Annotated in this window: 24 protein-coding genes; 14 read left to right on the top strand and 10 right to left on the bottom strand. The window is 72.5% G+C overall.

Annotated features, from left to right (window positions below; genetic code table 11):
• Positions 1-32 precede the first annotated feature (32 nt).
• The 5 genes from BSL84_RS19205 (at position 33) to BSL84_RS37040 (ending at position 5371) form a co-directional block, all read left to right on the top strand.
• Positions 33-350, top strand: coding sequence for a PAAR domain-containing protein (locus BSL84_RS19205; RefSeq protein WP_030028902.1), 318 nt, complete (start codon positions 33-35; stop codon positions 348-350).
• Positions 350-772, top strand: coding sequence for a GPW/gp25 family protein (locus BSL84_RS19200; protein WP_030028903.1), 423 nt, complete (start codon positions 350-352; stop codon positions 770-772). Before BSL84_RS19205 ends, BSL84_RS19200 begins: the two co-directional genes overlap by 1 nt.
• Positions 772-2745 (top strand): putative baseplate assembly protein, encoded by a 1974-nt coding sequence (locus BSL84_RS19195; RefSeq protein ID WP_075970814.1) that lies wholly within the window; start codon positions 772-774, stop codon positions 2743-2745. The genes BSL84_RS19200 and BSL84_RS19195 overlap by 1 nt, the downstream gene beginning before the upstream one ends.
• Entirely contained in the window at positions 2742-3314 is a 573-nt protein-coding gene (locus BSL84_RS19190; RefSeq protein ID WP_045321416.1) for a phage tail protein, read from the top strand. The genes BSL84_RS19195 and BSL84_RS19190 overlap by 4 nt, the downstream gene beginning before the upstream one ends.
• A gap of 875 nt (positions 3315-4189) precedes the next feature.
• Positions 4190-5371, top strand: coding sequence for an NADase-type glycan-binding domain-containing protein (locus BSL84_RS37040; protein ID WP_234363483.1), 1182 nt, complete (start codon positions 4190-4192; stop codon positions 5369-5371).
• A 33-nt stretch (positions 5372-5404) separates the two neighbouring features.
• On the opposite strand, the gene BSL84_RS19175 is transcribed toward BSL84_RS37040, so the two are convergent.
• From BSL84_RS19175 to BSL84_RS19155, 5 genes are all read right to left on the bottom strand, one after another.
• On the bottom strand, positions 5405-6631 hold the full coding sequence (locus tag BSL84_RS19175; RefSeq protein WP_075970813.1) for an ABC transporter permease: 1227 nt from the start codon (positions 6629-6631) through the stop codon (positions 5405-5407).
• A 40-nt stretch (positions 6632-6671) separates the two neighbouring features.
• Complete coding sequence (locus BSL84_RS19170; protein WP_075970812.1) at positions 6672-7346, bottom strand: ABC transporter ATP-binding protein; 675 nt, start codon at positions 7344-7346, stop codon at positions 6672-6674.
• Positions 7339-8838 carry a peptidoglycan-binding domain-containing protein gene (locus BSL84_RS19165; RefSeq protein WP_075970811.1) on the bottom strand — a complete coding sequence of 500 codons (1500 nt, stop codon included), beginning with the start codon at positions 8836-8838 and terminating at the stop codon, positions 7339-7341. Before BSL84_RS19165 ends, BSL84_RS19170 begins: the two co-directional genes overlap by 8 nt.
• A 7-nt stretch (positions 8839-8845) precedes the next feature.
• Positions 8846-9790: a hypothetical protein gene (locus tag BSL84_RS19160; RefSeq protein ID WP_159393532.1), complete on the bottom strand. Its 945-nt coding sequence runs from the start codon at positions 9788-9790 to the stop codon at positions 8846-8848.
• Between the two features lie 71 nt (positions 9791-9861).
• Positions 9862-10245 (bottom strand): peptidase inhibitor family I36 protein, encoded by a 384-nt coding sequence (locus BSL84_RS19155; RefSeq protein WP_158879852.1) that lies wholly within the window; start codon positions 10243-10245, stop codon positions 9862-9864.
• 513 nt (positions 10246-10758) lie between these two features.
• Here BSL84_RS19155 and BSL84_RS19150 point away from each other — a divergent pair.
• Positions 10759-11769, top strand: coding sequence for a quinone oxidoreductase family protein (locus BSL84_RS19150; protein WP_075970809.1), 1011 nt, complete (start codon positions 10759-10761; stop codon positions 11767-11769).
• Positions 11770-11880: 111 nt separating this feature from the next.
• Here the strand turns inward: BSL84_RS19150 and BSL84_RS19145 are convergent, their stop codons facing one another.
• Entirely contained in the window at positions 11881-12777 is an 897-nt protein-coding gene (locus BSL84_RS19145) for an NADP-dependent oxidoreductase (RefSeq protein WP_075970808.1), read from the bottom strand.
• Between the two features lie 146 nt (positions 12778-12923).
• Here BSL84_RS19145 and BSL84_RS19140 point away from each other — a divergent pair, with 146 nt between their 5' ends.
• Both BSL84_RS19140 and BSL84_RS19135 read left to right on the top strand, forming a co-directional pair.
• Positions 12924-13340 (top strand): winged helix-turn-helix transcriptional regulator, encoded by a 417-nt coding sequence (locus BSL84_RS19140; protein ID WP_030029771.1) that lies wholly within the window; start codon positions 12924-12926, stop codon positions 13338-13340.
• Between the two features lie 61 nt (positions 13341-13401).
• Positions 13402-14130 (top strand): Mut7-C RNAse domain-containing protein, encoded by a 729-nt coding sequence (locus tag BSL84_RS19135; protein ID WP_030029772.1) that lies wholly within the window; start codon positions 13402-13404, stop codon positions 14128-14130.
• A 68-nt stretch (positions 14131-14198) separates the two neighbouring features.
• Here BSL84_RS19135 and BSL84_RS19130 read toward each other — a convergent pair whose 3' ends face one another.
• On the bottom strand, positions 14199-14702 hold the full coding sequence (locus tag BSL84_RS19130) for a hypothetical protein (RefSeq protein ID WP_234363482.1): 504 nt from the start codon (positions 14700-14702) through the stop codon (positions 14199-14201).
• Between the two features lie 116 nt (positions 14703-14818).
• Between BSL84_RS19130 and BSL84_RS19125 the strand changes: the two genes are divergently transcribed.
• Both BSL84_RS19125 and BSL84_RS19120 read left to right on the top strand, forming a co-directional pair.
• On the top strand, positions 14819-15154 hold the full coding sequence (locus BSL84_RS19125) for a YnfA family protein (protein WP_030029774.1): 336 nt from the start codon (positions 14819-14821) through the stop codon (positions 15152-15154).
• Between the two features lie 62 nt (positions 15155-15216).
• Positions 15217-15981 (top strand): SDR family NAD(P)-dependent oxidoreductase, encoded by a 765-nt coding sequence (locus tag BSL84_RS19120; protein ID WP_030029775.1) that lies wholly within the window; start codon positions 15217-15219, stop codon positions 15979-15981.
• Positions 15982-16115: 134 nt separating this feature from the next.
• Here the strand turns inward: BSL84_RS19120 and BSL84_RS19115 are convergent, their stop codons facing one another.
• A complete protein-coding gene (locus BSL84_RS19115; RefSeq protein ID WP_075970807.1) occupies positions 16116-17309 on the bottom strand; it encodes an RtcB family protein in 1194 nt (397 codons plus the stop codon).
• A 190-nt stretch (positions 17310-17499) separates the two neighbouring features.
• Between BSL84_RS19115 and BSL84_RS19110 the strand changes: the two genes are divergently transcribed.
• The 3 genes from BSL84_RS19110 to BSL84_RS19100 all read left to right on the top strand — a co-directional run bounded on the left by BSL84_RS19110 (position 17500) and on the right by BSL84_RS19100 (position 20738).
• Entirely contained in the window at positions 17500-18405 is a 906-nt protein-coding gene (locus tag BSL84_RS19110; protein ID WP_075972153.1) for a hypothetical protein, read from the top strand.
• Between the two features lie 113 nt (positions 18406-18518).
• Positions 18519-19286 (top strand): DUF3558 family protein, encoded by a 768-nt coding sequence (locus BSL84_RS19105; RefSeq protein WP_045321423.1) that lies wholly within the window; start codon positions 18519-18521, stop codon positions 19284-19286.
• A 132-nt stretch (positions 19287-19418) separates the two neighbouring features.
• Positions 19419-20738 carry a DUF2637 domain-containing protein gene (locus tag BSL84_RS19100; protein ID WP_045321424.1) on the top strand — a complete coding sequence of 440 codons (1320 nt, stop codon included), beginning with the start codon at positions 19419-19421 and terminating at the stop codon, positions 20736-20738.
• A gap of 87 nt (positions 20739-20825) precedes the next feature.
• Here the strand turns inward: BSL84_RS19100 and lysS are convergent, their stop codons facing one another.
• Positions 20826-22565 carry a lysine--tRNA ligase gene (gene lysS, locus BSL84_RS19095; protein WP_075970806.1) on the bottom strand — a complete coding sequence of 580 codons (1740 nt, stop codon included), beginning with the start codon at positions 22563-22565 and terminating at the stop codon, positions 20826-20828.
• A gap of 242 nt (positions 22566-22807) precedes the next feature.
• Between lysS and argS the strand changes: the two genes are divergently transcribed.
• Complete coding sequence (gene argS / locus BSL84_RS19090) at positions 22808-24577, top strand: arginine--tRNA ligase (RefSeq protein ID WP_030028041.1); 1770 nt, start codon at positions 22808-22810, stop codon at positions 24575-24577.
• Between the two features lie 49 nt (positions 24578-24626).
• On the opposite strand, the gene BSL84_RS19085 is transcribed toward argS, so the two are convergent.
• Entirely contained in the window at positions 24627-24905 is a 279-nt protein-coding gene (locus tag BSL84_RS19085) for a hypothetical protein (protein WP_051873144.1), read from the bottom strand.
• Positions 24906-24978 lie beyond the last annotated feature (73 nt).

Below are 24978 nucleotides of genomic sequence, written 5' to 3'. Positions count from 1 at the left end.
GCACCACGACCGCCGTCCCCGAGGAGCCCCCGATGCCAGCCGCAGCCCGTACCGGCGACCCCACCAACCACGGTGGCCGGCTCGCCACCCCGCCGCCCGGCGCCGCCGCGGCGGTGGCCACGGTGCTGATCGGCGGCCGGCCCGCCGCGGTCGTCGGCAGCCTGCACGTGTGCGTCGTACCGCCGCACGCGGCCCTCGGCCCGGCCAACGTGATCGTCCCCAACCCGGCCGCCCTCACCTCCGGCACGGTCCTCATCGGGGGACTGCCCGCCGCCCGGGCCCGCGACCAGACCACATGCGGCGCACAGGTCCTCACCGGCGCCATGGACGTCCTGATCGGAGGCATGTGATGAGCGAACGGTTCATCGGCCGCGGCTGGGCGTTCCCGCTGCGCGTAGGACCCACCGGCGGGATCGCCATGGTCGACCGCGAACGCGAACTGGAGGAGGCCATCCGCCTCGTCCTCGGCACCGCCCCCGGCGAACGCCCCATGCGGCCCGACTTCGGCTGCGGCATCCACGAGTACGTCTTCGCCCCCGGCGACGGCGACACCGCCGGCCGCGTCGCCCAGCAGGTCCGCGAGGCCCTGGAGCGCTGGGAGCCGAGGATCACCGTCGACGACGTCGTCGTCGCCTTCGACGCCGTCGAGGCGGGAACCCTCTACATCGACGTGCACTACACGGTGCGCACCACCAACGACCGGCGCAACCTGGTCTTCCCCTTCTACACGATCCCCTCCGAGGAGGGGACCGAGGAAATGGTCGCGGACTGATGGCCCTGCCCTCCCCCAACCTGGACGACCGACGGTTCCAGCAGCTCGTCGACGAGGCGAAGCGGTACGTGCAGCAGCGCGCGCCCGAGTGGACCGACCACAACGTCTCCGACCCGGGCGTCACCCTCATCGAGACCTTCGCCTACCTCGTCGACCAGCTCCTGTACCGGCTCAACCGGGTCCCGGACAAGAACTACCTGGCCTTCCTGGACCTGTTGGGCATCCAGCTGTACCCGCCGTCGGCGGCCACCGCCGACGTCGACTTCTGGCTGTCGGCCCCCCAGCCCGACACCGTCACCCTGCCCGCGGGCACCGAGGTGGCGACCGAAGTGACGACCTCGGCCGGCGACACCGGGGAAGCCGTCGTCTTCGCCACCACCGACGACCTGCGGATCCTGCCCAGCGAACTGACCAGGCTGGTCACCGCGCCCCGCGCGGGCGAACCCGCCGACCGGACCGGCGCCCTCACCGAAGGCCGCGACATACCGTGCTTCCAGGCGACGCCCGAACCGGGTGACGCCCTGCTCTTCGGCCTCCCGACAGCCGTGCCGCGCTGCGTCGTCGCCGTACGCCTGGACAGCCGCGTCGAAGGCGTCGGCGTCGACCCGCGCCAGCCCCCGCTGGTGTGGGAGGCCTGGGACGGCGGCCGCTGGCAGCGCTGCGCCACCGACTCCGACAGCACCGGCGGCCTCAACCGGCCCGGCGAGATCATCGTCTACGTGCCCGCCGGACACACCGCGTCCGTGATCGGCGGAACCCGCGCCGGCTGGCTGCGCTGCCGGGTCACCGAGCCCGAGCCGGGCCAGCCCTTCTACTCCGAGTCCCCCACCGTCCGCGAGGCCTCCGTCTTCACCGTCGGCGGCACCATGACCGTGGAACACGCCGAGCGCGTGGCCGACGTACCGCTCGGCGCGTCGGAGGGCGTGGCCGGGCAGAGCTTCCGCCTCGGCCGGCCGCCCGTACTGCTCGACGGGGAACCCCCGGTGGTGGAGGTGTCCTCCCCCGCGGGCTGGCAGCGCTGGGACGTCGTCGAGCACTTCGGCCGCTCCGCACCCGACGACCGGCACGTCCGCGTCGACGCCACCACGGGCGAGTTCTCCTTCCCGCCCGTCCTGCGGGAGGCCGACGGCACCCTGCGCGCCTGCGGCGCCGTACCGCCCAAGGGCTCCCGGATCCGCGTGACCCGCTACCGCACGGGCGGCGGCCCGGCCGGCAACGTCTCCCGCGGCGCGATCTCCGTACTGCGCAGCTCCGTCCCGTACGTAGCCCGCGTCGCCAACCGTGAGGCGGCCCGCGGCGGCGTCGCCGGGGAGACCGTCGACAACGCCAAGCTGCGCGCCCCGGAAGCCCTGCGCATGCAGGAACGCGCCGTGACCGCCGAGGACTACGAGATCCTCGCCCGGCGGGCGGCACCCTCCGTACGCCGCGTCCGCTGCCTACCCGCCACGGACGGCGGACGCGGCGCCGGATCGGTACGGGTCCTGGTCGTGCCGGACGCCGTCGCCGACGAGGGCGACCGGCTCCGCTTCGAGCAGCTGATCCCCTCCGACCAGGTCCTCACCGCGATCACCGACACCCTCGGCGAACGCCGCCTGATCGGCACCAACCTCGTCGTGGAACCGCCCGTCTACCAGGGCATCACCGTCGTCGCCCGGCTGGCGGCACCCGCCGCGGACGCCGACCGGGTCCGCGACGCGGCACTCGCCGCGCTGTACCGGCACCTCAACCCGCTGCACGGCGGACCCGACGGCACCGGCTGGCCGTTCGGGCGGCCCGTGCAGTACGGCGAGGTGTTCGGCGTGCTGCAACGCGCCATCGGGGACGTCCTCGTGGAGGACATCCGGATGTTCGCCGCGGACCCGATCACGGGACGGCGCGGCGCCCCCGTCGACCGCGTCGACATCGGCACGGGCACGCTCGTCTTCTCCTACCAGCACCAGGTCGTCGTGACGGAGCCGGAGGCGGGCGCATGAGCCGGGCCGCCGTACCCGGCCTGCCCAGCCGGCACCCCATCGGCGGGCAACTGCCCGCCCTGTACGCCGACGACGACTTCGCCCAGCGGTTCACGGCCGGCCTGGACACCGTCCTGGCCCCGGTGTTCACGACCCTCGACAACCTGCCCTCCTACTTCGACCCCCGGCTCGCCCCGGCCGACTTCCTGGCCTGGCTGGCCGGCTGGGTCGGCGCCGCGGACGACCCCGACTGGCCGACCGCCCTGCGGCGGGAGGCGGTGGCCCGCGCGGTGGAACTCCACCGGTGGCGCGGCACCCGGCGCGGCCTGGTCGAGGCCCTGCGCCTGGTCCTCGGCGTGTCCGCCGACGTCAGCGGCGACGGCACGGCCGTCTGGTCCCGCACGGCCGGCTCCGAGCCGCCCCCGCCACCGGCCGGCGAAGTCCTCGTACGGGTGTGGCCGCGCGGCCCGGGCGCCGCGTACGAGGTGGACGCGGACCGGGTCCGCGCCCTCGTCCACAGCCTGTGCCCCGTCCACACGGCGTGCCGGGTGGAGATCCTGCCCGGGCCGCCCACGGCCGAAGGGAGCTGACGGCGATGCGCACGTGTCCCTCCTGCGGGGCGTCCACCGCCCCGACAGACGACTTCTGCCCCCACTGCGGCGCGTACCTCAACTGGTCCTCCCCCGCCCGCCGCGCACCCCGGACCGCCCCGGACCTCCCGGACCTCCCGGAAGGCGACGCCCCTCGGCCGGGCGTGCCCCGCCAGGAGCCCACGCCGCGGGGGGACCTGGGGGCCACCCCTCGGACCGACGCGCCCCTGACCGGCACGGACCGGACCGGCGCCCCTCGGCAGGGCGCGCCCCGGGAAGGCATGTCCCGGGATGCCACCGCCCATGGAGCCACGGCCGCGGGCGGTACGGCCCAGGAGGACACCGCTCATGGGGGCACGGCTCCCGGCGGTGCGCCCCCGGAAGACCCCACGCCGGGACGGCCGGCCCCGGAGGGCGCCACGCCAGGCGGAACCGCTCCACGGGGAACGGCCCCGGAAGCGACGCCTCCGGGCGGAACACCCGGCGAACCCGCCGCCCCGGGCGGAACGCGCCGGGCAGACACCGCCGAGGCGGCCGCCCCCCAGGGCACCCATGAGAGGGCCACCTCTTGGGCCGCCGCGCCCCAGACCGGCACGCCTCGGCAGGACACGGCCTCGGAGGGCACGTCCCGAGAAGCCACCGCCCATGAGGCCACGGCTCCGGGCGGGGCGCCCCCGGAAGACCCCACGGCGGGCGGGACGGCCCGACGGGGCACCACCCGGGAGGCAACGCCTTCGGGCGGCGAGCCCCGGCAGGGCGCGCCTGGCGCGGCCGCCCGTGCGGCCGCCGCCCCGGGCGCCACGGCCCCGGGCGCCACGGCCCGACGGGGCACCGCCCAGGAGGCAACGCCTTCGGGCGACGCGCCCCGGCAGGGTATGCCCGGTGCGGCCGCCGCCCAGGGCGGTCCGCACGGTGGTACTCCCCAACGGCCCGCAGCCCGGGAGGCTGACGCACAGGGCGGCGAGGTCCCGGAGCCGGACGGCTCCTCCGACTCCCCCACGAGCACCGGGGCGGAGCCCGGCGCGCCCGCGGCCGCCGCCGCGAACCGGTGGCTGTCCCGGGTGCTCAGGCGGCCGAGCCCGCCCGCCCCGGAAGCCCGCACGGCGGACCGGGCCGCACCCGCACCCGCGGCCGCCCCCGGGCCGGCGGCGGACACCCCCACGGCGGATCAGTCCCTCAGCCCGGAACGGGCAGGCGGGACCGGACCGGTGGCCCCCGGGCCGGCGGCGGAGGCCCCGGGCGGGGGCGGACCGGTGCCGCCCGTGCACCCGGCGGCGGCGTCCCCGGCTCCGGTGCTGCCCGCCAGGGCCGCCGCGCCGCGCCCCGTCGTCCGTCCCCTCCCCGCCGCCGACAACGTCACCGGCGCGCCCTGCCCTGCCTGCGGCACGCCGAACCCGCCCGACCGGCGCTTCTGCCGCCGCTGTGCGACACCGCTGACGCCCACCACCGTCGCGGCACCCCTGCCGTGGTGGCGCACCGTCTGGCCACTGCGCCGCCGCACCCGCGCCGGCTCCGGCCGCCTGGTCCGCTTCCTGGTGGTGCTGGCAGTCGTACTGGCGCTCGGCGCGGCCGGGTTCCTGCTGTTGCCCGCCGGACGCCACCTGGTGCAGGACACCCTGGACAAGCTCGGCAAGGCCAAGGCCGTCACCCCGACCCGGGCCCAGGCCGGCGCCGAACTCCCCGGGCACCCCGTGGGCCAGAGCACGGACGGCCTCAGCAACCGCTACTGGGCCGCGCCCGGCCCCGGCGCCTCGGCGACGTACACCTTCGGCAAGCCGTTCCGCCTGGTCGCCGTGATCGTCACGAACGGCGCCTCGCCCGCCCCCGAGGAGTACGCGAGGCAGGGCCGGGCGCTGCGGATCGACATGGAGGTGACGGACCGGGACGGCACCACGGTCCACAAGGAGCTCCACCTCAGCGACAAGCCGGGTCCGCAGACCTTCCCCACCGGCATCAGCGATGTCGCGACGGTCCGGCTGACCCTCCAGGAGCCCGCCGGTTCGGCACCGCAGCACCATCTCGCCCTGGCGGAGGTGGAGTTCTTCCAGCGCGGCTGAAGCACGAGCACCGCCGACGCGGCACCGCCCCTCCTACACGCCCGCCCGAAGCGTCTCGGCGGGCAGGATGCGGGCGGCCGCCAGGGCCGGGTACAGCCCTGCGGCCAGCCCCACCACGAGGCCCACCAGCGGCCCCGCCGACGTGAGGGCGGGGTCGAGGACCACCAGCCAGTCCTTGGCCAGGCACGTCACCGCGGTGATCTGGATGCCCAGGACCGTGCCGACGACCCCGCCGGCGAGCCCGACCAGCCCGCTCTCGATGCAGAACTGCCCGGCGACCGCCCTCCGGGAGGCGCCGAGGGCACGGCGCAGTCCGATCTCGGAGCGGCGCTCCAGCACGGACACGTAGGCGGTGTTGCTGACGCCGAGCGCGCCCACGCCGAGGGAGACGGCGGCCAGTCCCAGGAACAGCGCCCGGGTCTGCGACTCCACGCCCTGGCGCAGGGACCGCGGGTCCGGCGGCACGAGCGCGACGAGCTTGTCCGGGGCGCCCGGGGCCAGGGCGAAGGGGGCTTCGGCGCCGATCTGGTCGGCGGCGCCCAGATCCGTACGGATGATCATTTCCGCGGGGGCGAAGCCCAGCCCGGCCGGGTCCTGGAGGGCGGCCCAGTAGGGGACGACGACGGAACCGGTGAGGTTCGTGTCTCCGGAGGGGGCGCGGAAGACCCCGACCACGCTGAACGGGACGCCGTTGAGGTGGATCACGGAGTTGCCGGCGCCGCCGTCGACGGTCAGCCGGGACGCGGCTGCGGTGTCGAGGAGGGCCACCCGCTCCCGCCGCGCATCGTGCCCGGTGTCGAACCACCGGCCCTGGGTGAGTTCGGCCGACATGGCCAGCAGGGCGTCGGGCTGCGCGGCGAGCACCGTGCCCTCGGGCAGGTCGTTCGACGTGCCCGACCGCAGGCGGGAGACCACCGGCTGTTCACCGGCCTTGCTGAGCAGACCCGCGGTACGGACCCCGTTGAGGCCCCGGACCCGTTCGGTGTCGCCGCCGTCGGGCCGGGGCCGGATCCCGGCGACGGGCTCCGAGGGGTACTTGACCGTCACCCGGGTCGCCTTGAGTGCGTCGAACTGGTCGGACACGGCACCGGCCGCGCTGGCGGTGATACCGAGCGTGGCGAGTGCCGCGGCCAGCCCCACGGAGATGCCCACCATCGTCAGCAGGGTGCGGAACCGGCGGCCGAACAGCGCCAGGAAGGCCTGCACGAGCAGGTCCACGGCGGACGTCCGCGGAGCGGCGGGGGCCGCCTTCCGCTCCATACGCCCCGTCTCCCCGTCGGACGGCTCACGCGTCCCGCGGCTACGAAACACGGCCGTCCACCACCTTGAACACGTGGTCGGCGCGGGCCGCCACGTCGGGTTCGTGCGTGACCACGACGACGGCCCGGTCCTGCGCCACCAGTCCTGTCAACAGGTCCATGACGCGGGCCGAGTTGGCGGTGTCGAGGTTGCCGGTGGGCTCGTCGCACAGCACGACGGCCGGCCGGTGGACGATCGCCCGCGCGACGGCGACGCGCTGCCGCTCGCCACCGGACAGCGTGGTGGGTCTGACGTCCAGCCGGTGCCCGAGGCCCACGGATTCCAGGGCCGCCACGGCCTGCGGCCGCCGCGCCGCGCGGGGCACGCCCAGGTGGACGAGCGGAAGGGCCACGTTCTGTACGCACGTCAGGTGCGGGACCAGGTGGAAGGCCTGGAAGACGAAGCCGAGCGTCGAGGCCCGCAGGGCGGTGCGAGCCCGTTCCGACAGGTCGGTGGTGTCCCTTCCACCCAGCAGGTACCGGCCGCGGGTGGGTACGTCGAGCAGCCCGAGCACGCTCAGCAGCGTGGACTTGCCCGAGCCGGACGGGCCGACGATGGCGGCGAGCCGGCCGGGCCTGATGGTCAGCGTGACGTCGGTCAGCGCGCGCACGGGCGGCGGCCCCGGGTACGTCTTGGCGATGCCGGCCATCTCGATGACGGGGGCCGGATCAGTCATCGCCGCCGCCCCCGTCGGAGCTGTCCGCCGCCTTGCCGCGGCGCACGAGGACGACGCTCTGGCCGGCGCCGAGGTTCGAGTCGATCGCGTTGACGGCGGTGAGGCCGTCATGGGTGAACAGCACCTCGACGGGGACGTTGCGCTCCTTGCCGTTCTCGGTGACGGTGACCGTGGACGAGCCGCCGAGGTCGGTCCAGACGGCCGACACCGGAACGGTCAGCGCGCCCTTGGGGCTGCGCCGCAGCTCGACGCTGATCTGCTGGACCGCCCCTTCCTCGGCCTCCGCGCCGCTGGGGACGAACAGCGCCTCGTGCCGTGTCCCGCCGCCTGCCCCGCCGCCGCTTCCCGCGGTGCCCGTACCTGTGGTGCCGGCGGTGCCGGACGTGTCACCGCCGTCCTGCCCGCCCGTTTTCGCGTTCCCCTGCTGGTCGCCGCCGCCCTTGGCGTCGGGGACCCCGGTGAGGGAGCCGAGGCTGCCCTCCCGCCCCGCGTAGGGGCCGGTGCCGAAGCGGATGACCGCGTCGTTCGGCAGGTCGCGTAAGCGGGTGCGCTGGTCCGCGGTGAGGGGCGCCCGTACCTGGCGGCCGCCGCTGCCGAGGACGACGAGCGGCTTGTCGGCCGCGTCGCCCACCGCCGCGGTGACCTGCACCACCGTGGCCGGGAGGGTGCCGACGTACGCGACCTCCGCGGCCGGCAGCGTCTCACCGGGCTTGGCCGGTCCGGCGGCGGGCGGCGCGTCGGAGCCGCTGTCGGGCGCCGCGCTCGGGGCGCCGTTCGCGGCGGGGGCCGCGCCCGTGCCGCCGTCGGTCTCCGCGCCGCCGCGGGGGGCGGCGCCGCCGGCGGGCCGGCCGGTGGCCGAGCCGGCACTCGCGCCGCCGCCGCTCGCGCCGCCGCCCTGCCCCTGTCCGGACGGCCCCTCGTACCCGGCCGCCGCGTACAGCCTGCGCACCGCCTCGACGGTGGCCCGGTCGTACGTTCCGCTCACGGCCGTCCCGTACAGGGGCTTGAGCGCGCGCTGCAGTTGCCGGACGTCGGGGCCCTTGTCGCCCGCCCTCAGGTCCCGGTACGCGGGGAAGCGGCCCGGCAGGAGCAGCACCGGGCGGCCCGACACCTCGGCGACGACCGCACCGGCCTTCAGGCTCTTGCCCGCCGTCGCGGGCAGGCCCGTCACGACCGCGCGGCTCGTGCCCTGCGGCATGGTGCCGGTGACGGTCGTCCGGGAGGCCGTCTCGACCTTCCCGGTCAGGTCCATCTTCTCGACGAGCTGCTCGTCGGAGACCTTCCCCGTGATCCGCGAAGGCGGGGGCGCGGCGGCGTTCGAGGCACGCTGCTCGGGTGTTCTGGCCTGGGATGCGATCCACCAGACCGATCCGGAACTTCCGAACAGCACCACGACGGCGGCGGCGATGACGAGGCCCCGCCTGGACCGGTGACGGGCCCGCCCGCCGGACGGCTCGGCCTCCTGGGCCCCTTCGGGGTGTTCAAGGCTCATCACGGTGTTACGACGTCTCTCGCAGTAGTTCCTGTGCCCTGCCCTTGGCTTTGGTGACGAGTTCCAGCCAGGCGGTGATCTCCGCCTCGTGCTTCACCAGCGAATCGGCGGACGCCTTGCTCTTGGCCTCCCGCGCCTTCGTGTTGAGCCCGACCTTCGTACCGCAATCGGCATCAGTGGTGGCCTGTTTGATCTCAGCGCGCTGCGCGTTGTCGAGGGCGACTGTATCGCCGTCCGCGACATTCGCGTAATGCGAAAGCGCCGCCTCCCTGGCCTTCTCGGGAGTCGGAATCTCCGGATAACCACCGGCCTTCATGCAGGAAGCCCATTCCGACAATGCCTTCTGATAGGCGTCGTCGTCGGCGAGAATGTGCGCACTGTCCTGCTTCACGGTGTTGTACACCGTCCAGTTGAGCCGCAGGTATTCCTTCACGTCCCCGTACACGGCCTTCAGGGTCTCGCCGCGGCAGCCCTTCGACGGCACCATGACCTTGCCACCGCCGAAGTCGAACTCGACCCCGCCCTCGGGCTTGTCGACGTAGCCGTCCATGGCCATGCTGTGGGCCCGCTTGACGTCCTCCGGCAGCGCGTCGAAGTCGTCGCCGACCTCCTGGGTCTTCTGGTTGTCCGAACGGCGCGGATCGGCGCCGTAGCCCACGGTGCGCGCGGTCTCGGGCGTCGGGGTGAGGTCTTCGCTGCGCTTGCCGGCCTTGCTGCTGTTGGCGCCGTCGGACGGGAACACCTTGAAACCCTGGTCGTTCATGCACTTGCGGATCAGCTTGGTCTCGGCCTCACGCTCCTGCTCCAGCGCCTCGTTCGCACTGTCGAGCGCGGCCTGGGCCCTGCGGGCCGTCTCCATGTCCTTGGGGGACTCCTCCGAGCAGGCGGAGACGGAGCCCGTCAGCACCGCCGCCACCGCGATCGCCGTCACAACCCGGATGCGCTTGTTCAATGTCCGTGTCCTCCGAAGGTGCGGCCGGGCCGCCCCCGCGCTGCGGGGGCGGCCCGGCCTTCGAGCGATGGTCAGCAGCGGGAGCCGTCGTTCAGCGTGTTGCTCGCACCATCGTCGTTGGCGTCCCAGTAGTAGTTCACGGAACCACCGGGAATGAGACAGATCTCGACGCCGAGCGACATCCAGCGACCGCCGTAGGTCTTGGACGACTGACCTCGCCGGTTCCACCAGGAGCTGTCGGCCTCGTACACGGCCGGCATGTCGATGTCCCAGCGCGCGGACTCGTACTTCGTCCGGTACATCGAGTTGTTGGTGGAGTAGTCCCGGTCCTTGTAGATGCAGAAATTGCCGTCGTAGCAGGTACGGTCCACGGCCGATGCGGACGGTGCCGCGGCGACGACGCCGGCGACGGCCGCCATCGCGATGAATCCGGCCGAAATCCTCTTACTGAGCACTCGTTACTCCCCCTCGTCGGGTGGTGACTGATGCAGTGAGAGGGCAGGGCAGCCGAAGCCCTTCCCCCCGGTCGGCTGAGAGCCAGGCTAGGCCACGCCGATCGGAAGTCAAAGGTCAATTCCCTTTGCCACAGCGATTGTTGGCACTTGGAATTGATCATTCAGTGTTCGATATCCGGCCTGGCGGCCCTCCATTTCGGCGCGCCCCCCGCACCCCGGCCAAGGGCCCGGCGCAGGTCAGCCGCACCCGCAGCACGGCGGAGCACCCCAGGCGGACACTGTCCGGATCCGCACCACCCGGACCACCGACGAACATGCGCAAGAAAATCTCGGCGCCCGGCCTCGGGGAACCCCGTCGGTTTCGTGGCCGCAACCGCGGGGCGGCGCCCGCCCTTGCTGCCCCTTGGCCTCGGCGGCGCGCAGCCCGTCGTACGTCGGCAGCTCCGTACGGGGGTTCGGGAATCGGAGTGCCGTCAACGGGGTTGGTGGGGGATGAGCCGACATTGGAGGGCCATGCGAGCGATTCAGGTGTACGAAGTGGGCGGTCCCGAGGTGCTGCAGGAGGCCGAGGTGGACCAGCCGCGGCCGGGTCCGGGCGAGGCGATCGTGGAGGTCGCCGCATCCGGGGTCAACTTCCTCGACGTCTACCACCGCGAAGGCCGGTACAGCCTCCCGCTGCCCTTCACCCCGGGCACCGAGGGCGCCGGCACGGTCGTCGAAGTCGGACCCGACGTCACCGACGTCGCAGTCGGGGACCGGGTCGGTTGGGTGGAGATCCCCGGCTCGTATGCCGAGCGGGCCGTCGTGGACGCCTCCCGGCTGGTGCCGCTGCCCGACGACATCGGCTTCGAGACAGCCGCCGCCGTGCTCCTCCAAGGCATGACCGCGCACTATCTCGTCAAGGACGCCTACCCGGTTCAGGGGGGCGACACGGTGCTCGTGCATGCGGCTGCCGGTGGCATGGGGCTGCTTCTGACCCAGCTCATCACCCACCTCGGCGGCAGGGTGATCGGCACGACGTCGACCACGGCGAAGGCCGAGCTGGCGAAGCGTGCCGGGGCCGCCGAGGTGATCGTTCCCTCCGCAGTCGACGATCTCGCAGCCGAGGTGAGGCGGCTCAACGGCGGTCAGGGACTGCCGGTTGTCTTCGACGGCGTCGGCGCGCACACCTTCGACGCGAGCCTCGCCGGCCTGCGAACCCGCGGCCACCTCGTGCTCTTCGGCGCGGCAAGTGGTGCCGTGCCTCCGTTCGATCCGATGCGGCTCGCCCACGGCGGTTCGCTGACCCTGATCCGGCCCAGCCTCGGGGACTTCATCGCCGATCGGTCCGAACTGCTCCGACGGGCCGCCGATGTGTTCGAGTGGGTTCGCTCCAAGGCGCTTGAGGTCACCGTGACGGGCCGCTACGCATTGTCCGAGGCCGCCCGGGCCCACAGCGATCTGGAGGCTCGGCGTACCACCGGCAAGCTGCTCCTCCTACCCGATGCGGCCGCTGCTGGACGCCGCGATGGGACGCACACCTGATCGCGGGTGACGAGGTCGGGGATCCCGGAGACCGAGACGTCGAGGGCATGCCCGCCCGGCATGCCCCACCCGAGCCGCCACCGGCGCCTGCGGGTGGGGCCGCCGGCCCCGTCACGGCGTCAGGACGATCCGGCCGCGCACGCCCGGCACCGCCAGCCGCTCGTGCGCCTTCGCCGCCTCGGCGAGCGGGAAGACCTCCGCGACCCGCAGGGTCAGCGCACCCTCGTCCACGAGCGACACCAGACGGGCCAGCAGCTCACCGTCCGCGGCGACCTCCTGCTCCTCGATGCGGATGCCGCGCTCCGCCGCCGGGGCGTGGTTCGGGATCAGGCCGACGTAGACCCCGCCGTCACGGACGTGGGCCAGCGCGTCACCACCCAGCACGGCCGCGTCCAGGACCCCGTCCACCGGCCCGTCCGGAGCCCCGCCGCGCGGGACGAAGGCAGCCGCGCCCAGCGACCGTACGAGCTCCTCGTCCCCCGCACCCGCCAGGGCCGTCACCACCAGGCCGACCCGCGCCGCGAGCTGCACCGCCAGCCCGCCGACCACGCCGGCCGCACCGGTGACCAGCACGGACGAGCCGGGCGCGAGCCCCAGCTGGTCCACGGCCCGGGCCGCGGTCAGGCCGGCCAGCGGCAGGGCCGCCGCGGTCGGCACGTCCACCGCGGCCGGTGCCGCGGCGACCGCGCCGGCGTCGAGCACCACGTACTCCGCGTGCGTGCCCAGCGGCTTCACCGGGCCGTAGTGCAGGCCCACCACCCGGTCACCGCGGCTCCAGCCGGTCACGCCGGGGCCCGTCTCGTCGACCTCCCCCGCCACGTCCCAGCCGAGGCCGAGCCGCTGCCCGGCCCCGCCGAAGACCCCGGCGCGGACCGCGCCGTCCACCGGGTTGAGCCCCGCCGCGGCGACCCGTATCCGCACCTGCCCGGCCGCGGGACGCGGCACCGGCACCTGCTCCAGGCCGACCTGCTCCGGGCCGCCGAAACCGGTCACCACGGCCGCCAGCATCGTCCGCTCACTCATCGCTCTCCCCGTTCTGCGTCTCTCGGCCGGCGCTCCCCGCGCCGTTCTGATGACCACTAACCTAGGGAGAGGTACTCTCTTTTCGTAAGTACGCACTCCAAGGTGCGTACCGGACCTGGAAGTGGGGACCCATGGCCACCAGCACCGCCGCAGCCCGCCGCGAGGAAGCCCGTACCGCCTACGACGCCTTCCTCAGGGAGTGCCCGACCAGCCAGCTCCTCGCCCGCATCAGCGACAAGTGGGTCGGCCTCATCGTCAGCGCCCTCGGCGAGGCCGACGACCGCTCCATGCGCTACAGCGACCTCGGCCGCAGGATCCCCGGCGTCAGCCAGAAGATGCTCACCCAGACCCTGCGCTCCCTCGAACGCGACGGCCTCGTCACCCGCCACGTCACACCCACCGTCCCCGTCCGCGTCGACTACCGCCTCACCGACCTCGGCAGCAGCCTCGGCTGCCTGCTCTCCTCCGTGAAGACGTGGGCCGAGAACCACTTCGACGAGGTCAACGCCCACCGCGCCGCCTACGACCGGTCCACCGCCGACGCCTGAGGCGCGTAAGGCGCCCCGAATTCAGGCGCGGCCCCCCACCCCGCAATGGCATGCTGGCAGGGTGAACGGACCCGGCATTCAGCTCACCCTCGCCCCCGAACTGCGCCTCTTCGCCCCGCCCAGCCGGCGCACGGACCGCGTACCGACCGCCACCGACGGCGCCTCCAGCCTCGGCCACGTCGTCGAATCCGCCGGGGTCCCGCTCACCGAGGTCGGCCGCCTCCTCGTCGACGGCCAGGAGGTCGCCACCTCCTACGTGCCCCAGGACGGCCAGAACGTCGAGGTGCTCGGCGTCGAACGCCCCCAGCACGTCCCCGGCGCCCCCCTCCGCTTCCTCCTCGACGTCCACCTCGGCACGCTCGCCCGCCGCCTGCGCCTCCTCGGTGTCGACGCCGCCTACGAGAACGAGGACATCGGCGACCCCGCCCTCGCCACCCGCTCCGCCGCCGAACGGCGCGTCCTGCTCTCCCGCGACCGCGGACTGCTCCGGCGCCGGGAGATCTTCGCCGGCGCCTACGTCTACAGCGACAATCCCGACGAGCAACTACGCGACGTCCTCAGCCGCTTCGCCCCCGCCCTCGCCCCGTGGACCCGCTGCACCGCCTGCAACGGGCCCCTCCACGAAGCCGACAAGGAGAGCGTCGGCGACCGCCTCGAACACGGCACGCACCGCTCCTACGACGTCTTCGCCCAGTGCACCGAATGCGAGCGCGTCTACTGGCGCGGCGCCCACCACGCCCGCCTGGAGCGGATCGTCGACGAGGCACTCGTCGAATTCGGCACCGCCTGACGCGAGCGACCCGGGCGGACGCCCGCTCCGGAAGGCGGCGACAAGGCGTGACAAGGCGGCGACAGCCCTCAGAAGGCGTAGGCGTCACCCGTGTCCAGGGCCAGCACCACGTGATCGTCGTTCGCGTGGTTCCGGTCCGTCGCGCCACCGTTCCACCAGGTGTCCACCCGCACCGCCACCTCAGGCACCCGCTCCCGCAGCTCCAGCGCCAACCCCACGTGCCGTCCCCGCCCGTGCGACGGCAGCGGCCCCGTCTCGCACACCACCTCACGCAGACCCGCCCGCGCACAGCCCTGCGCCAGCTGCTGCCGGTCCGCCAGGTCGGCCGACAGCCGCACCCGCAGCGTCGCGTTCGGCAGCGCCGCCGGCCCGTCGTTCTCCGGAACCAGCCACACCCGCAACCGCGCCCCCGACAAGGCGACCCGGCCGTGGTACGACACATCGGCCTCCGGCCCCGCCCACGCCGACACCTGCGCCGGAGCCCCCGCCGACGCCTGCGCCGGACCGGGCACTCCCGCCCCGCACGCCAGCAACCCCGCCACCACCACACTCCGTACGGCGACACGGCGCACCGCCACCACCTCCTCGCGTCTCGCGCGGAGGCTAGCCCCGCACCACCCCCCACCGGTCGGACCATCACACGAACGAGGGCGCGCCCACCCCCATCTGCCATGCAAACCTTTGAGCCATGCTGATCGCCCGCTCCATCGCCCTCTTCACCCTCGCCGCCCTCCTGGAGATCGGCGGCGCCTGGCTCGTCTGGCAAGGCGTACGCGAACACAGAGGCTGGGCCTGGATCGGCGCCGGCGTGATCGCCCTCGGCCTCTACGGCTTCGCCGCCACCCTCCAGCCCCAGGGCGACTTCGCCCGCGTCCTCGCCGCCTACGGAGGCGTCTTCGTCGCCGGCTCCCTCGCCTGGGGCGCCGTCGCCGACGGCTACCGCCCCGACCGCTGGGACATCGTCGGCGCCCTCGTCTGCCTCGCCGGAATGGCCGTGATCATGTACGCCCCACGCGGCCGCTGACCCGGCCGCCCGCGCCTATGCTGGCGGGTAATCGCCCGTACGAACGACCGAGGAGCCCGCACATGAGCACGGCCGCCACCCGAACCGCCGTAGTCACCGGTGCGAGCAGCGGCATCGGCGCGGCCACCGCCCGGCAGCTCGCCGCGGCCGGCTACCACGTGGTCCTCACCGCCCGCCGCAAGGACCGCATCGAAGCCCTCGCCGCCGAGCTCACCCAGGCCGGCCACGCCGCGACCGCCCACGCGCTCGACGTCACCGACCGCGCCGCCGTCGACGCCCTCGCCGCCTCCCTCGACCGCTGCGACGTCCTCGTCAACAACGCCGGCGGCGCCCTCGGCGCCGAACCCGTCGCCACCGGCGACCCCGCCGACTGGCGCACCATGTACGAGGTCAACGTCATCGGCACGCTCAACGTCACCCAGGCGCTGCTGCCCGCCCTCACCGCCTCCGGCGACGGCACGGTCGTGGTCCTCTCCTCCACCGCGGGCCACGCCACCTACGAGGGCGGCGCCGGCTACGTCGCCGCCAAGAACGGCGCCCGCGTCCTCGCCGAGACCCTCCGCCTGGAGATCGTCGGCCGGCCCGTACGCGTCATCGAGATCGCCCCCGGCATGGTCAAGACCGACGAGTTCGCGAAGACCCGCTTCCGCGGCGACGCCGAGAAGGCGGAGAAGGTCTACGAGGGCGTCGCGGAACCCCTCACCGCCGACGACGTAGCCGACACCGTCACCTGGGCCGTGACCCGCCCCAGCCACGTGAACATCGACCTCCTGGTGGTCCGCCCCCGCGCCCAGGCCTCCAACACCAAGGTCCACCGCGAACTCTGACCCCCGGCCCTGGATGTCCCCGTCGGCCTCCTCCTCGACGGCACCGCGGGCTGATGCACATGCAGGGGCCCGGACCGATCGTGATCGGTCCGGGCCCCTCCACTCCCCCTGCAGCCGCGCCCGGGCCTTGGGCCTCAGCCCTTGACGCAGATGACCTGCTTGAGCTTGGCCACCACCTGGACGAGGTCCGTCTGCTGGTCGATGACCTGCTCGATCGACTTGTACGCACCCGGGATCTCGTCCACCACGCCCGAGTCCTTACGGCACTCGACGCCCTTGGTCTGCTCCGCCAGGTCCCGCGCCGAGAACTTCTTCTTCGCCGCGGTCCGGCTCATCTTCCGGCCCGCACCGTGCGAGGCCGAGTTGAAGGACTTCTCGTTGCCGAGCCCCTTGACGATGTACGAGCCGGTGCCCATCGAACCGGGGATGATCCCGTAGTCACCGCTGCCGGCGCGGATCGCGCCCTTGCGGGTGACCAGCAGGTCCATGCCGTCGTACCGCTCCTCCGCCACGTAGTTGTGGTGGCAGCTGATCTCCCGGTCGAAGGAGACCTTGGCCTTGCGGAACTCCTTGCGGAAGACCTCCTTGAACAGGCTCATCATCACGGCCCGGTTGTACTTCGCGTACTCCTGAGCCCAGAAGAGGTCGTTGCGGTACGCCTCCATCTCGGGCGTCGCCGCGAGGAAGACCGCCAGGTCGCGGTCGACGAGGTTCTGGTTGTGGGACAGCCCGCGGGCAACGCCGATGTGGAAGGCAGCCAGCTCGTTGCCGATATTCCTTGAGCCCGAGTGCAGCATGAGCCACACCGAACCGGATGTATCGATACAAACTTCACAGAAGTGATTGCCCTGGCCAAGGCTTCCCATCTGCCGCATCGCGCGATCCCGCCGGAACTTCACCGCATCCGCGACGTAGTCGAAGCGCTCCCACAAGTCCCCGAAGCCCGCCTCGGTGAACCCGTACAGGCGTGCCGGATCCACCGCCTCTCGGTGCATGCCGTTCCCCACCGGGATCGCCTGCTCGATCTTCGAGCGGAGCTTGGAGAGGTCGCCCGGGAGGTCGTTCGCCGTCAGGGACGTCTTCACCGCCGACATGCCGCAGCCGATGTCCACACCCACCGCCGCCGGGCAGACCGCGTCCTTCATGGCGATGACCGAGCCGACCGTGGCGCCCTTGCCGTAGTGGACGTCCGGCATGACGGCCAGACCCTTGATCCACGGCAGGGTGGCGACGTTGTGGAGCTGCTGCATCGCCCCCGCCTCGACCGACGCCGGATCCGTCCACATCCGGATCGGGACCTGCGCCCCCGGTACCTCTACATACGACATAAGGATCAATCCCCCGAAACCAACAGAAAGGTGAGATTACGCAAAAGCCTCGCTCTTGATCCCAAAGACGACAGGGGACCGGCGCCAGCACCAGCGTGTGCGATAGACATTGTGTCCAGCCGCGCCCAAGTCGCGGCAACGCATTTTCCTGACCGTCGGGGGGCCCGCCGGTCGAAGGGAGCCAGTGGACGTGCAGCGCAAAGCGGTACGGCGAGTCCTGCCCGGCATCGCGATGCTCACCGCGCTCGCGGCCGGTGCGGCCGGCCTGACCGGGTGCACCGGCGGAGGCGACGGGGCGGGTACCAGCGACTCGAAGGCCGGCGGCGGCACCGCCGCACCCGCCCAGCCGGGCAAGTACCGGAGCCTGCCCGCACCCTGCCGGGCGGCCGCCGACAGCAAGAAGCTCAAGGCCATGCTCCCCGAACCGGACGGACTCACCCCCGAACAGCTCGACCAGCTGTACGCCGGCGTCGCCGACTCCTCCTACGACGGCGACCGGCACGTCGGCTGCCGCTGGACGGCGCAGACCCCCGAGGAGACCCGGCTGCTGTCGGTCGGCTTCGAGCGCGTCGTCTCCTACGACCGGGCCACCACCAGCGACGACGACAAGGCCAAGCAGGTCTACGTACGCCTGCTCACGGACGCCCACCTGCCCTTCCCCGGGCCGGCCACCACCCCCGGCCCTGGCGCAGCCAATCCGGCCAATCCGGCCAATCCGCCCGCCTCCTCCCCTCCGCCCGCGAATGCCGCACCGCCCGCGAATGCCGCACCGCCCGCGAGCGGCGCGCCGTCCGCCGGGGCGCCGGCCGCGGGGACTCCGGCCCCCGGCGCGAGCCCGTCCTCCCAGCCCGAGCTCGGCTCGCGCGTCCTGGAGGGCCTCGGCACCGAGGCCTTCCTGGACGACAAGCTGAGCCCCGCCGGGGCCACGGCCGCGCAGTCGCGCACCGTGCGGATTGTGTTCCGTACCTCGAATGTCATCGTCAAGGTCGAGTACAGCGTGCAGCCGGCCCTGCCCGGAACGGTCCCGCCGAGCGCCGAAATCCAGGACAAAGCACGGCAGTTGGCGCTGGCGCTGGTCGACCGCTTCAACGAGTGAGCGGTGCGCGCCGCGCTCCGGCGTGACGGCCCGCACAGCAGTCCGGCACCCGATCGGGCTACCGTTGACCGGGTCCCGTGTCCGAAGAAGACCCCCTGAGCACTGAAGGAACCATGCACCGATCAGCCTCGCGCCTCACCCGCGTTCTCGCCTGCGCAGCCGTCCCGGTGATCCTCACCGTGGCCGGGTGTTCCTCCGACTCGGGCAAGGACTCGGCCTCGAAGGGCGACAAGAAGTCCGGTTCGTCCGCTTCTTCGAAGCCTGGCGAGAAGGCGAAGAAGCCGGAGCTGGAGAAGGCGGCGTTCGCCGCGCTCCCGGATCCCTGCAAGGCGATCCAGACGGCGACGATAGAAACGCTCGTGCCGGAGGCGAAGGACAAGAACGGCACGGCGACCAAGTCGAACGACCTGGCCACCCGCGCCAGCTGCTCCTGGAACGGTCTGGACGAGGACGGCCTGAAGGGCTCGCAGTACCGCTGGCTGTCGCTGTCCTTCTTCCGCACGGATTCGCACGCGTCGCTCGGCAGCGCCAACAAGCGGGCCGAGGAGCAGTACGGCAAGCAGGTCGAGGCGGCGAAGGCCACCGAGGGTGCGCAGAACGTGAAGGCCGAGCCGGTCGAGGGCCTGGGCGACCAGGGCACGTCGGTCGTCTACTCGGTGAAGAAGGACGTCGACTTCTTCAACACGACGGTGGTCGCGCGCTCCCAGAACGTGGTGGTCACCCTCGACTACAACGGTGCGGCGTACGAGGGTGCCGGTGCTCCGGACCAGGCGAAGCTGCTGCAGGACGCGCTGACGGCGGCGAAGGAGGCCGTGGCCTCGATCGGTACGGCCAACAAGCCGGCGGAGCAGCCGCAGCCGGAGTCCCCCCAGCCCCAGTAGGAGCGGCGGCGGATCTCGGGGCGGGGCCTCCTGGGGCGCTGACTTCGAGTCACCCGTACGCTGTGCCTGCCGCGGCTGTGTAAAGGCGCGGTAAGCGCTCGGTTTGTGCTCGACTAGGGGAGGGGATCGCGGGTGGCCGCGATGCAGCTGACTCGTACGCACCGAATACTCATCGGTGTCGTGGTCGCCGGAGCCGTCGTCATCGCGGGTATCGGTTTCGCGGGGTCTTATGCCGCGGTGCGCGAACTTGCGGAGAAGAAGGGCTTCGGCAGTTTCTCCCTGGTGTTCCCGATCGGTATCGACGCCGGTATCTGTGTGCTGCTGGCGCTGGACCTGCTGCTGACGTGGATGCGGATCCCCTTCCCGCTGCTGCGTCAGACGGCGTGGCTGCTGACGGCGGCGACGATCGCGTTCAACGGTGCGGCGTCGTGGCCGGATCCGCTCGGTGTCGGCATGCACGCCGTGATCCCGATCCTGTTCGTGGTGACGGTGGAGGCCGCCCGGCACGCGGTGGGCCGGATCGCCGACATCACGGCGGACCGGCACATGGAGGGCGTACGCATCACGCGGTGGCTGCTGTCGCCGTTGCCGACGTTCAAGCTGTGGCGACGGATGAAGCTGTGGGAGCTGCGTTCGTACGAGCAGGCGATCGGCATGGAGCAGGACCGGCTGATCTACCAGGCGCGGCTGCAGGCGCGGTACGGGCGGTTCTGGCGGCAGAAGGCGCCGGTGGAGGCGTTGATGCCGCTGAAACTGGCGCGGATCGGTGTGCCGCTCTCGCAGACCGCCCCGGACGCGCTGGCGGCGACGGGGATCGATCCGGCGGTGCTGCCGCCGCTGGAGCAGCAGCTCGCGGGTTCGGCTCCGGCGCTTGAGGTGTCGGCGGCGGGCGCCGCCGACCCGCTCCAGGCCCAGGCGCAGCAGCCGGTCCAGGCTCCGCAGTCTGCTGTGCAGCAGGGTGCGCCCGGGGCGGTCGCCGCCCATGTCCCGCCGGCGTTCGCGGTGGATCCGACGGCGATGCCGGCGGCCCACAACAGTGCCTGGTTCGCTGCTCCGAAGGCCCCGCAGGCCGCGTACGAGGGTGGCTACAACCCGCAGTACGTGGAGGGACTGGAGCCGACGCCGGTTCTGCCCCCGATGGGTCCGGAGGAGCCGCAGGCGCAGCAGCTTCCGATTCCGGAGCCGCGTCACGAGGCGGCGGCGGACGGGCAGTTCCCGGAGCAGGTGCCGGTGGTGGACTCTCCGGACGAGGTCGAGTTCGCGCAGATCGCGTACAAGGTGTTCTGTGCGCTGGCCGAGGAGACGCAGGACTATCCGACCGCTGAGGCCCTCGACATAATGCTGGCGGACCGCTACGGCGTGACGCACCCGCGTAGTGGTTCTCTGCTGCGGCGGATGATCTCGTCGTTCCGTCAGCAGCACCACAAGGACCGTGAGGCCGAGCCCGCGTAGTGGCAGGCCGGCGACACCGGTATGCGCAAGGGCCCGCACCCCTCGGGGTGCGGGCCCTCGCGCATGTGCGCCTCCGGCGGCGGGGTGTCAGACGGCGAGCAGCTTGCGCACGCGGTCCGCGCCGACGGCGAGGAGCAGCGTGGGCAGGCGCGGCCCGGTCTCGCGGGTGACGAGGAGCCGGTAGAGCAGTGCGAAGAAGGTGCGCTGGGCGACCTTGAGCTCGGGGGTGGGCTTGGCGTCGGGTTCGAGGCCGGCCATGACCTTGGGGACGCCGTAGACGAGGGTGGTGAGTCCGTCGAGCGACCAGTGGGAGTCGAGGCCTTCGAGGAGGAGGCGCAGGGATTCGCGGCCCTCGTCGTCCAGGGAGGTCAGCAGCTCCGTGTCGGGGTCCTCGCGTACGAGGGTGCGCTGGTCGGCGGGGACCTGGGTGGTGATCCAGTTCTCGGCGCGGTCCAGGCGGGGCCGTACCTCGTCGAGGGAGGTGAGGGGCTTGTCCGGCTCCAGGTCGGAGAGGATGCGCAGGGTCTGCTCGTCGTGTCCGGCGGTGATGTCGACGACCGACGCGAGGGTGCGGTAGGGCATCGGGCGGGGGGTGCGCGGCAGCTCGTGGGAGGCGACGCGGACGGCGCGGCTGTGGGCGGCGGCGTCGGCGGGCAGTACGGAGCCGTCGGCGACCTTGGCCTCCAGCTTGTCCCACTCGTCGTAGAGGCGCTGGATCTCCTGGTCGAAGGCGATCTTGAAGGACTGGTTGGGCCTGCGGCGGGCGTAGAGCCAGCGCAGGAGCTGCGGCTCCATGATCTTGAGGGCGTCGCCGGGGGTGAAGACCCCGCCCTTGCTGGAGGACATCTTGGCCATGCCGCTGATGCCGACGAAGGCGTACATCGGGCCGATGGGCTGTTCGCCGCCGAAGATGTGGACGATCTGGCCGCCGACCTGGAAGGAGGAGCCGGGCGAGGAGTGGTCGACGCCGGAGGGCTCGAAGATCACGCCCTCGAAGGCCCAGCGCATGGGCCAGTCGACCTTCCAGACGAGCTTGCCGCGGTTGAACTCGCTGAGCTTGACCGTCTCGGTGAACTCGTCCTCGGTGCAGACGTAGGTCATCTCGGTGGTCTCGTCGTCGTACGAGGTGACCTTGGTGAAGTCCTTGCCGCACTGGCCGCAGTACGGCTTGTACGGGAAGTAGCCGCCCTCGCCGGCGCTGCCGTCGTCCTCGGCGGCGGCGCCGGAGCCCTCGGCGGCCTCCAGCTCGGCCTCGTCGACCTGCTTCTGCTGGGGCTTCTTGCCGCCGGGCTTGGCCTTGGTGCGGTACTGGGCGAGGACGGCGTCGATGTCGCCGCGGTGCTTCATCGCGTGCAGGATCTGCTCGCGGTAGACACCGGTGGTGTACTGCTCGGTCTGGCTGATCGGGTCGTACTCGACGCCGAGCTCGGCCAGGGACTCGGCCATGGCGGCCTTGAAGTGCTCGGCCCAGTTCGGGTAGGCGGAACCCTCGGGGGCGGGGACGGCGGTCAGCGGGCGCCCGATGTGCCGGGCGTGCGACTCCTCGGTGACGCCGGGGATGCCCTTGGGGACCTTGCGGAAGCGGTCGTAGTCGTCCCACGAGATGAGGTGGCGGACCTCGTGGCCGCGGCGGCGGATCTCGTCGGCGACCAGGTGCGGGGTCATGACCTCGCGCAGGTTGCCCAGGTGGACCGGGCCGGAGGGCGAGAGGCCGGAGGCGACGACCACTGCTTTGCCCGGGGCTCGGCGCTCCGCCTCGGCGATGACATCGTCCGCGAAACGGGAGACCCAGTCGGTCTCGGTGCTGCTCTGCGCGCTCTGAGCCACGACACGTCCTTCTATCTCGAATGCTGGCTTCGGCCATTCTCCCAGACGGAACGGGTCACTTTGGGGTTGCTTCCACCCAGTGATATCCCGCGAAAGGGATGGCGGCCGCGTGGGATACTCGGCTCTTGTCGGAAGACCCAAGTCCGACGGAGTACGAACCAAGCAGCACCCCGGCACGACCCCAAGCACGACCCAGCACGACCCCGGTAGAGAACCTCAGAACCTCACAGGAACGGCAGCTCATGGCCTCGGTCCCTTCGCTCGCTTCGTCCGTCAACCAGCGCGTCGCCGACGCCCTCGCCTCCGCGCTGCCGGAGGCCGGTGGCGCCGACCCGCTGCTGCGACGAAGCGACCGGGCCGACTTCCAGGCCAACGGCATCCTGGCGCTCGCGAAGAAGGCCAAGGCCAACCCGCGCGAGCTGGCCACGACCGTGGTCGAGGGCATCCCGGCCGGTGACCTGATCAAGGAGATCGAGGTCTCGGGCCCCGGCTTCCTGAACATCACCGTCGCGGACTCGGCGATCGTCTCGACGCTGGCGGCCCGCGCGGCCGACGACCGGCTCGGCGTCCCGCTGAACGCGTCCGCCGGCACGACGGTGATCGACTACGCGCAGCCGAACGTCGCCAAGGAGATGCACGTCGGGCACCTGCGGTCCGCCGTGATCGGCGCGGCGATGGTGGAGATCCTGGAGTTCACGGGCGAGAAGGTCATCCGGCGCCACCACATCGGCGACTGGGGCACCCAGTTCGGCATGCTCATCCAGTACCTGCTGGAGCACCCGCACGAGCTGGACCACAAGTCGGCGGGGGACGACGAGCAGGCTTCCGGCGAGGAGGCCATGTCCAACCTGAACCGCCTCTACAAGGCCTCGCGCGCCCTGTTCGACTCCGACGAGGAGTTCAAGACGCGGGCCCGGGCCCGGGTGGTGGACCTCCAGGCGGGCGAGGCGGAGACGCTGGCGCTGTGGCAGCGGTTCGTGGACGAGTCGAAGATCTACTTCTACTCGGTCTTCAACAAGCTGGACATGGACATCCAGGACCCGGACGTGGTCGGCGAGTCCGGCTACAACGACATGCTGGTCGAGACGTGCAAGCTGCTGGAGGAGTCGGGCGTCGCGGTCCGTTCCAACGGCGCGCTGTGCGTGTTCTTCGAGGACGTCAAGGGCCCGGACGGCAACCCGACCCCGCTGATCGTGCAGAAGTCCGACGGCGGCTTCGGCTACGCCGCCACCGACCTGTCGGCGATCCGCGACCGCGTGACCAACCTCGGCGCCACCGAGCTGATCTACGTGGTCGACGCGCGGCAGTCGCTCCACTTCAAGATGGTCTTCGAGACGGCGCGCCGGGCGGGCTGGCTGAACGACGACGTCAAGGCCGTACAGCTGGCCTTCGGCACGGTCCTCGGCAAGGACGGCAAGCCGTTCAAGACCCGTGAGGGCGAGACGGTCCGGCTGGTGGACCTGCTGGACGAGGCGATCGAGCGTGCCTCGGCCGTGGTCCGGGAGAAGGCCCAGGACCTGACGGAGGCCGAGATCGCCGAGCGGGGCGCCCAGGTGGGCATCGGCGCGGTGAAGTACGCCGACCTGTCGACGTCCGCCGCCCGGGACTACAAGTTCGACCTGGACCAGATGGTCTCGCTGAACGGTGACACGTCCGTGTACCTCCAGTACGCGTACGCCCGTATCCAGTCGATCCTGCGCAAGGCCGGTGACGCGACCCCGGCCGCCCACCCGGAGGTGGCGCTGGCCCCGACCGAGCGGGCGCTGGGTCTGCACCTGGACGCCTTCGGCGAGCTGATCGCGGAGGCGGCCGCGGAGCACGCCCCGCACAAGCTGGCGGCGTACCTGTACCAGCTGGCGTCGCTGTACACGTCGTTCTACTCGGAGTGCCCGGTCCTCAAGGCCGACACTCCGGAGCAGGTCGAGAACCGCCTGTTCCTGTGCGAGCTGACGGCCCGCACCCTCTCGAAGGGCATGTCCCTCCTGGGCATCCGCACCCCCGAGAAGCTCTGACCGGTGCGACGGAGCTGCCCCCGGCCTTCGGGCCGGGAGCAGCTCCGTTTCAGCCGAGGATGCGCCGTACCGGCCGGCCCGTGACCTTGGCGATCGTCTCGAAGCCGGCGTCCTGGTGGAGGACCGTCAGCCCGTGCTGCCGCGCGATGACGGCCACGAGCAGGTCCACGGGGCTCGCGCACTGGTGCGCACCCGCGTCCGCGAGCTGCCGCTGGAGGGCTTCCGTCTCGGCCCACACCGCATCGTGTGCCGCCCAGTAGGGGAAGACAGCGCGGAGCAGGTCACCGGCCTCGTAGTAGGCGGGCCGGCCGCCGACCGCCGCCGTCACCCGAACGGGTCGATTCGGGTCGTAGGGCCCGGGTAGGGGACGGCGCGTCCTTCCCCATCCCTCAGCGGAGGCA

This window comes from Streptomyces sp. TN58 (assembly GCF_001941845.1).
Taxonomy (GTDB): Bacteria; Actinomycetota; Actinomycetes; order Streptomycetales; family Streptomycetaceae; genus Streptomyces.
The sequence above is the reverse complement of the archived record's forward strand: the minus strand, read 5'-3'. Positions and strand labels throughout refer to the sequence as shown.

What these genes read in the sequence shown, in the direction of transcription:
- BSL84_RS19120 (WP_030029775.1), top strand. Translation starts at nt 15,217, where the DNA reads ATGAGCACGGCCGCCACCCGAACCGCCGTAGTCACCGGTGCGAGCAGC.
- BSL84_RS19200 (WP_030028903.1), top strand. Translation starts at nt 350, where the DNA reads ATGAGCGAACGGTTCATCGGCCGCGGCTGGGCGTTCCCGCTGCGCGTA.
- BSL84_RS37040 (WP_234363483.1), top strand. Translation starts at nt 4,190, where the DNA reads ATGCCCGGTGCGGCCGCCGCCCAGGGCGGTCCGCACGGTGGTACTCCC.
- BSL84_RS19105 (WP_045321423.1), top strand. Translation starts at nt 18,519, where the DNA reads ATGCACCGATCAGCCTCGCGCCTCACCCGCGTTCTCGCCTGCGCAGCC.
- BSL84_RS19170 (WP_075970812.1), bottom strand. Translation starts at nt 7,346, where the DNA reads ATGACTGATCCGGCCCCCGTCATCGAGATGGCCGGCATCGCCAAGACG.
- BSL84_RS19205 (WP_030028902.1), top strand. Translation starts at nt 33, where the DNA reads ATGCCAGCCGCAGCCCGTACCGGCGACCCCACCAACCACGGTGGCCGG.
- argS (WP_030028041.1), top strand. Translation starts at nt 22,808, where the DNA reads ATGGCCTCGGTCCCTTCGCTCGCTTCGTCCGTCAACCAGCGCGTCGCC.
- BSL84_RS19195 (WP_075970814.1), top strand. Translation starts at nt 772, where the DNA reads ATGGCCCTGCCCTCCCCCAACCTGGACGACCGACGGTTCCAGCAGCTC.
- BSL84_RS19165 (WP_075970811.1), bottom strand. Translation starts at nt 8,838, where the DNA reads ATGAGCCTTGAACACCCCGAAGGGGCCCAGGAGGCCGAGCCGTCCGGC.
- BSL84_RS19145 (WP_075970808.1), bottom strand. Translation starts at nt 12,777, where the DNA reads ATGCTGGCGGCCGTGGTGACCGGTTTCGGCGGCCCGGAGCAGGTCGGC.
- BSL84_RS19190 (WP_045321416.1), top strand. Translation starts at nt 2,742, where the DNA reads ATGAGCCGGGCCGCCGTACCCGGCCTGCCCAGCCGGCACCCCATCGGC.
- BSL84_RS19175 (WP_075970813.1), bottom strand. Translation starts at nt 6,631, where the DNA reads ATGGAGCGGAAGGCGGCCCCCGCCGCTCCGCGGACGTCCGCCGTGGAC.
- BSL84_RS19125 (WP_030029774.1), top strand. Translation starts at nt 14,819, where the DNA reads ATGCTGATCGCCCGCTCCATCGCCCTCTTCACCCTCGCCGCCCTCCTG.
- BSL84_RS19115 (WP_075970807.1), bottom strand. Translation starts at nt 17,309, where the DNA reads ATGTCGTATGTAGAGGTACCGGGGGCGCAGGTCCCGATCCGGATGTGG.
- BSL84_RS19150 (WP_075970809.1), top strand. Translation starts at nt 10,759, where the DNA reads ATGCGAGCGATTCAGGTGTACGAAGTGGGCGGTCCCGAGGTGCTGCAG.
- BSL84_RS19140 (WP_030029771.1), top strand. Translation starts at nt 12,924, where the DNA reads ATGGCCACCAGCACCGCCGCAGCCCGCCGCGAGGAAGCCCGTACCGCC.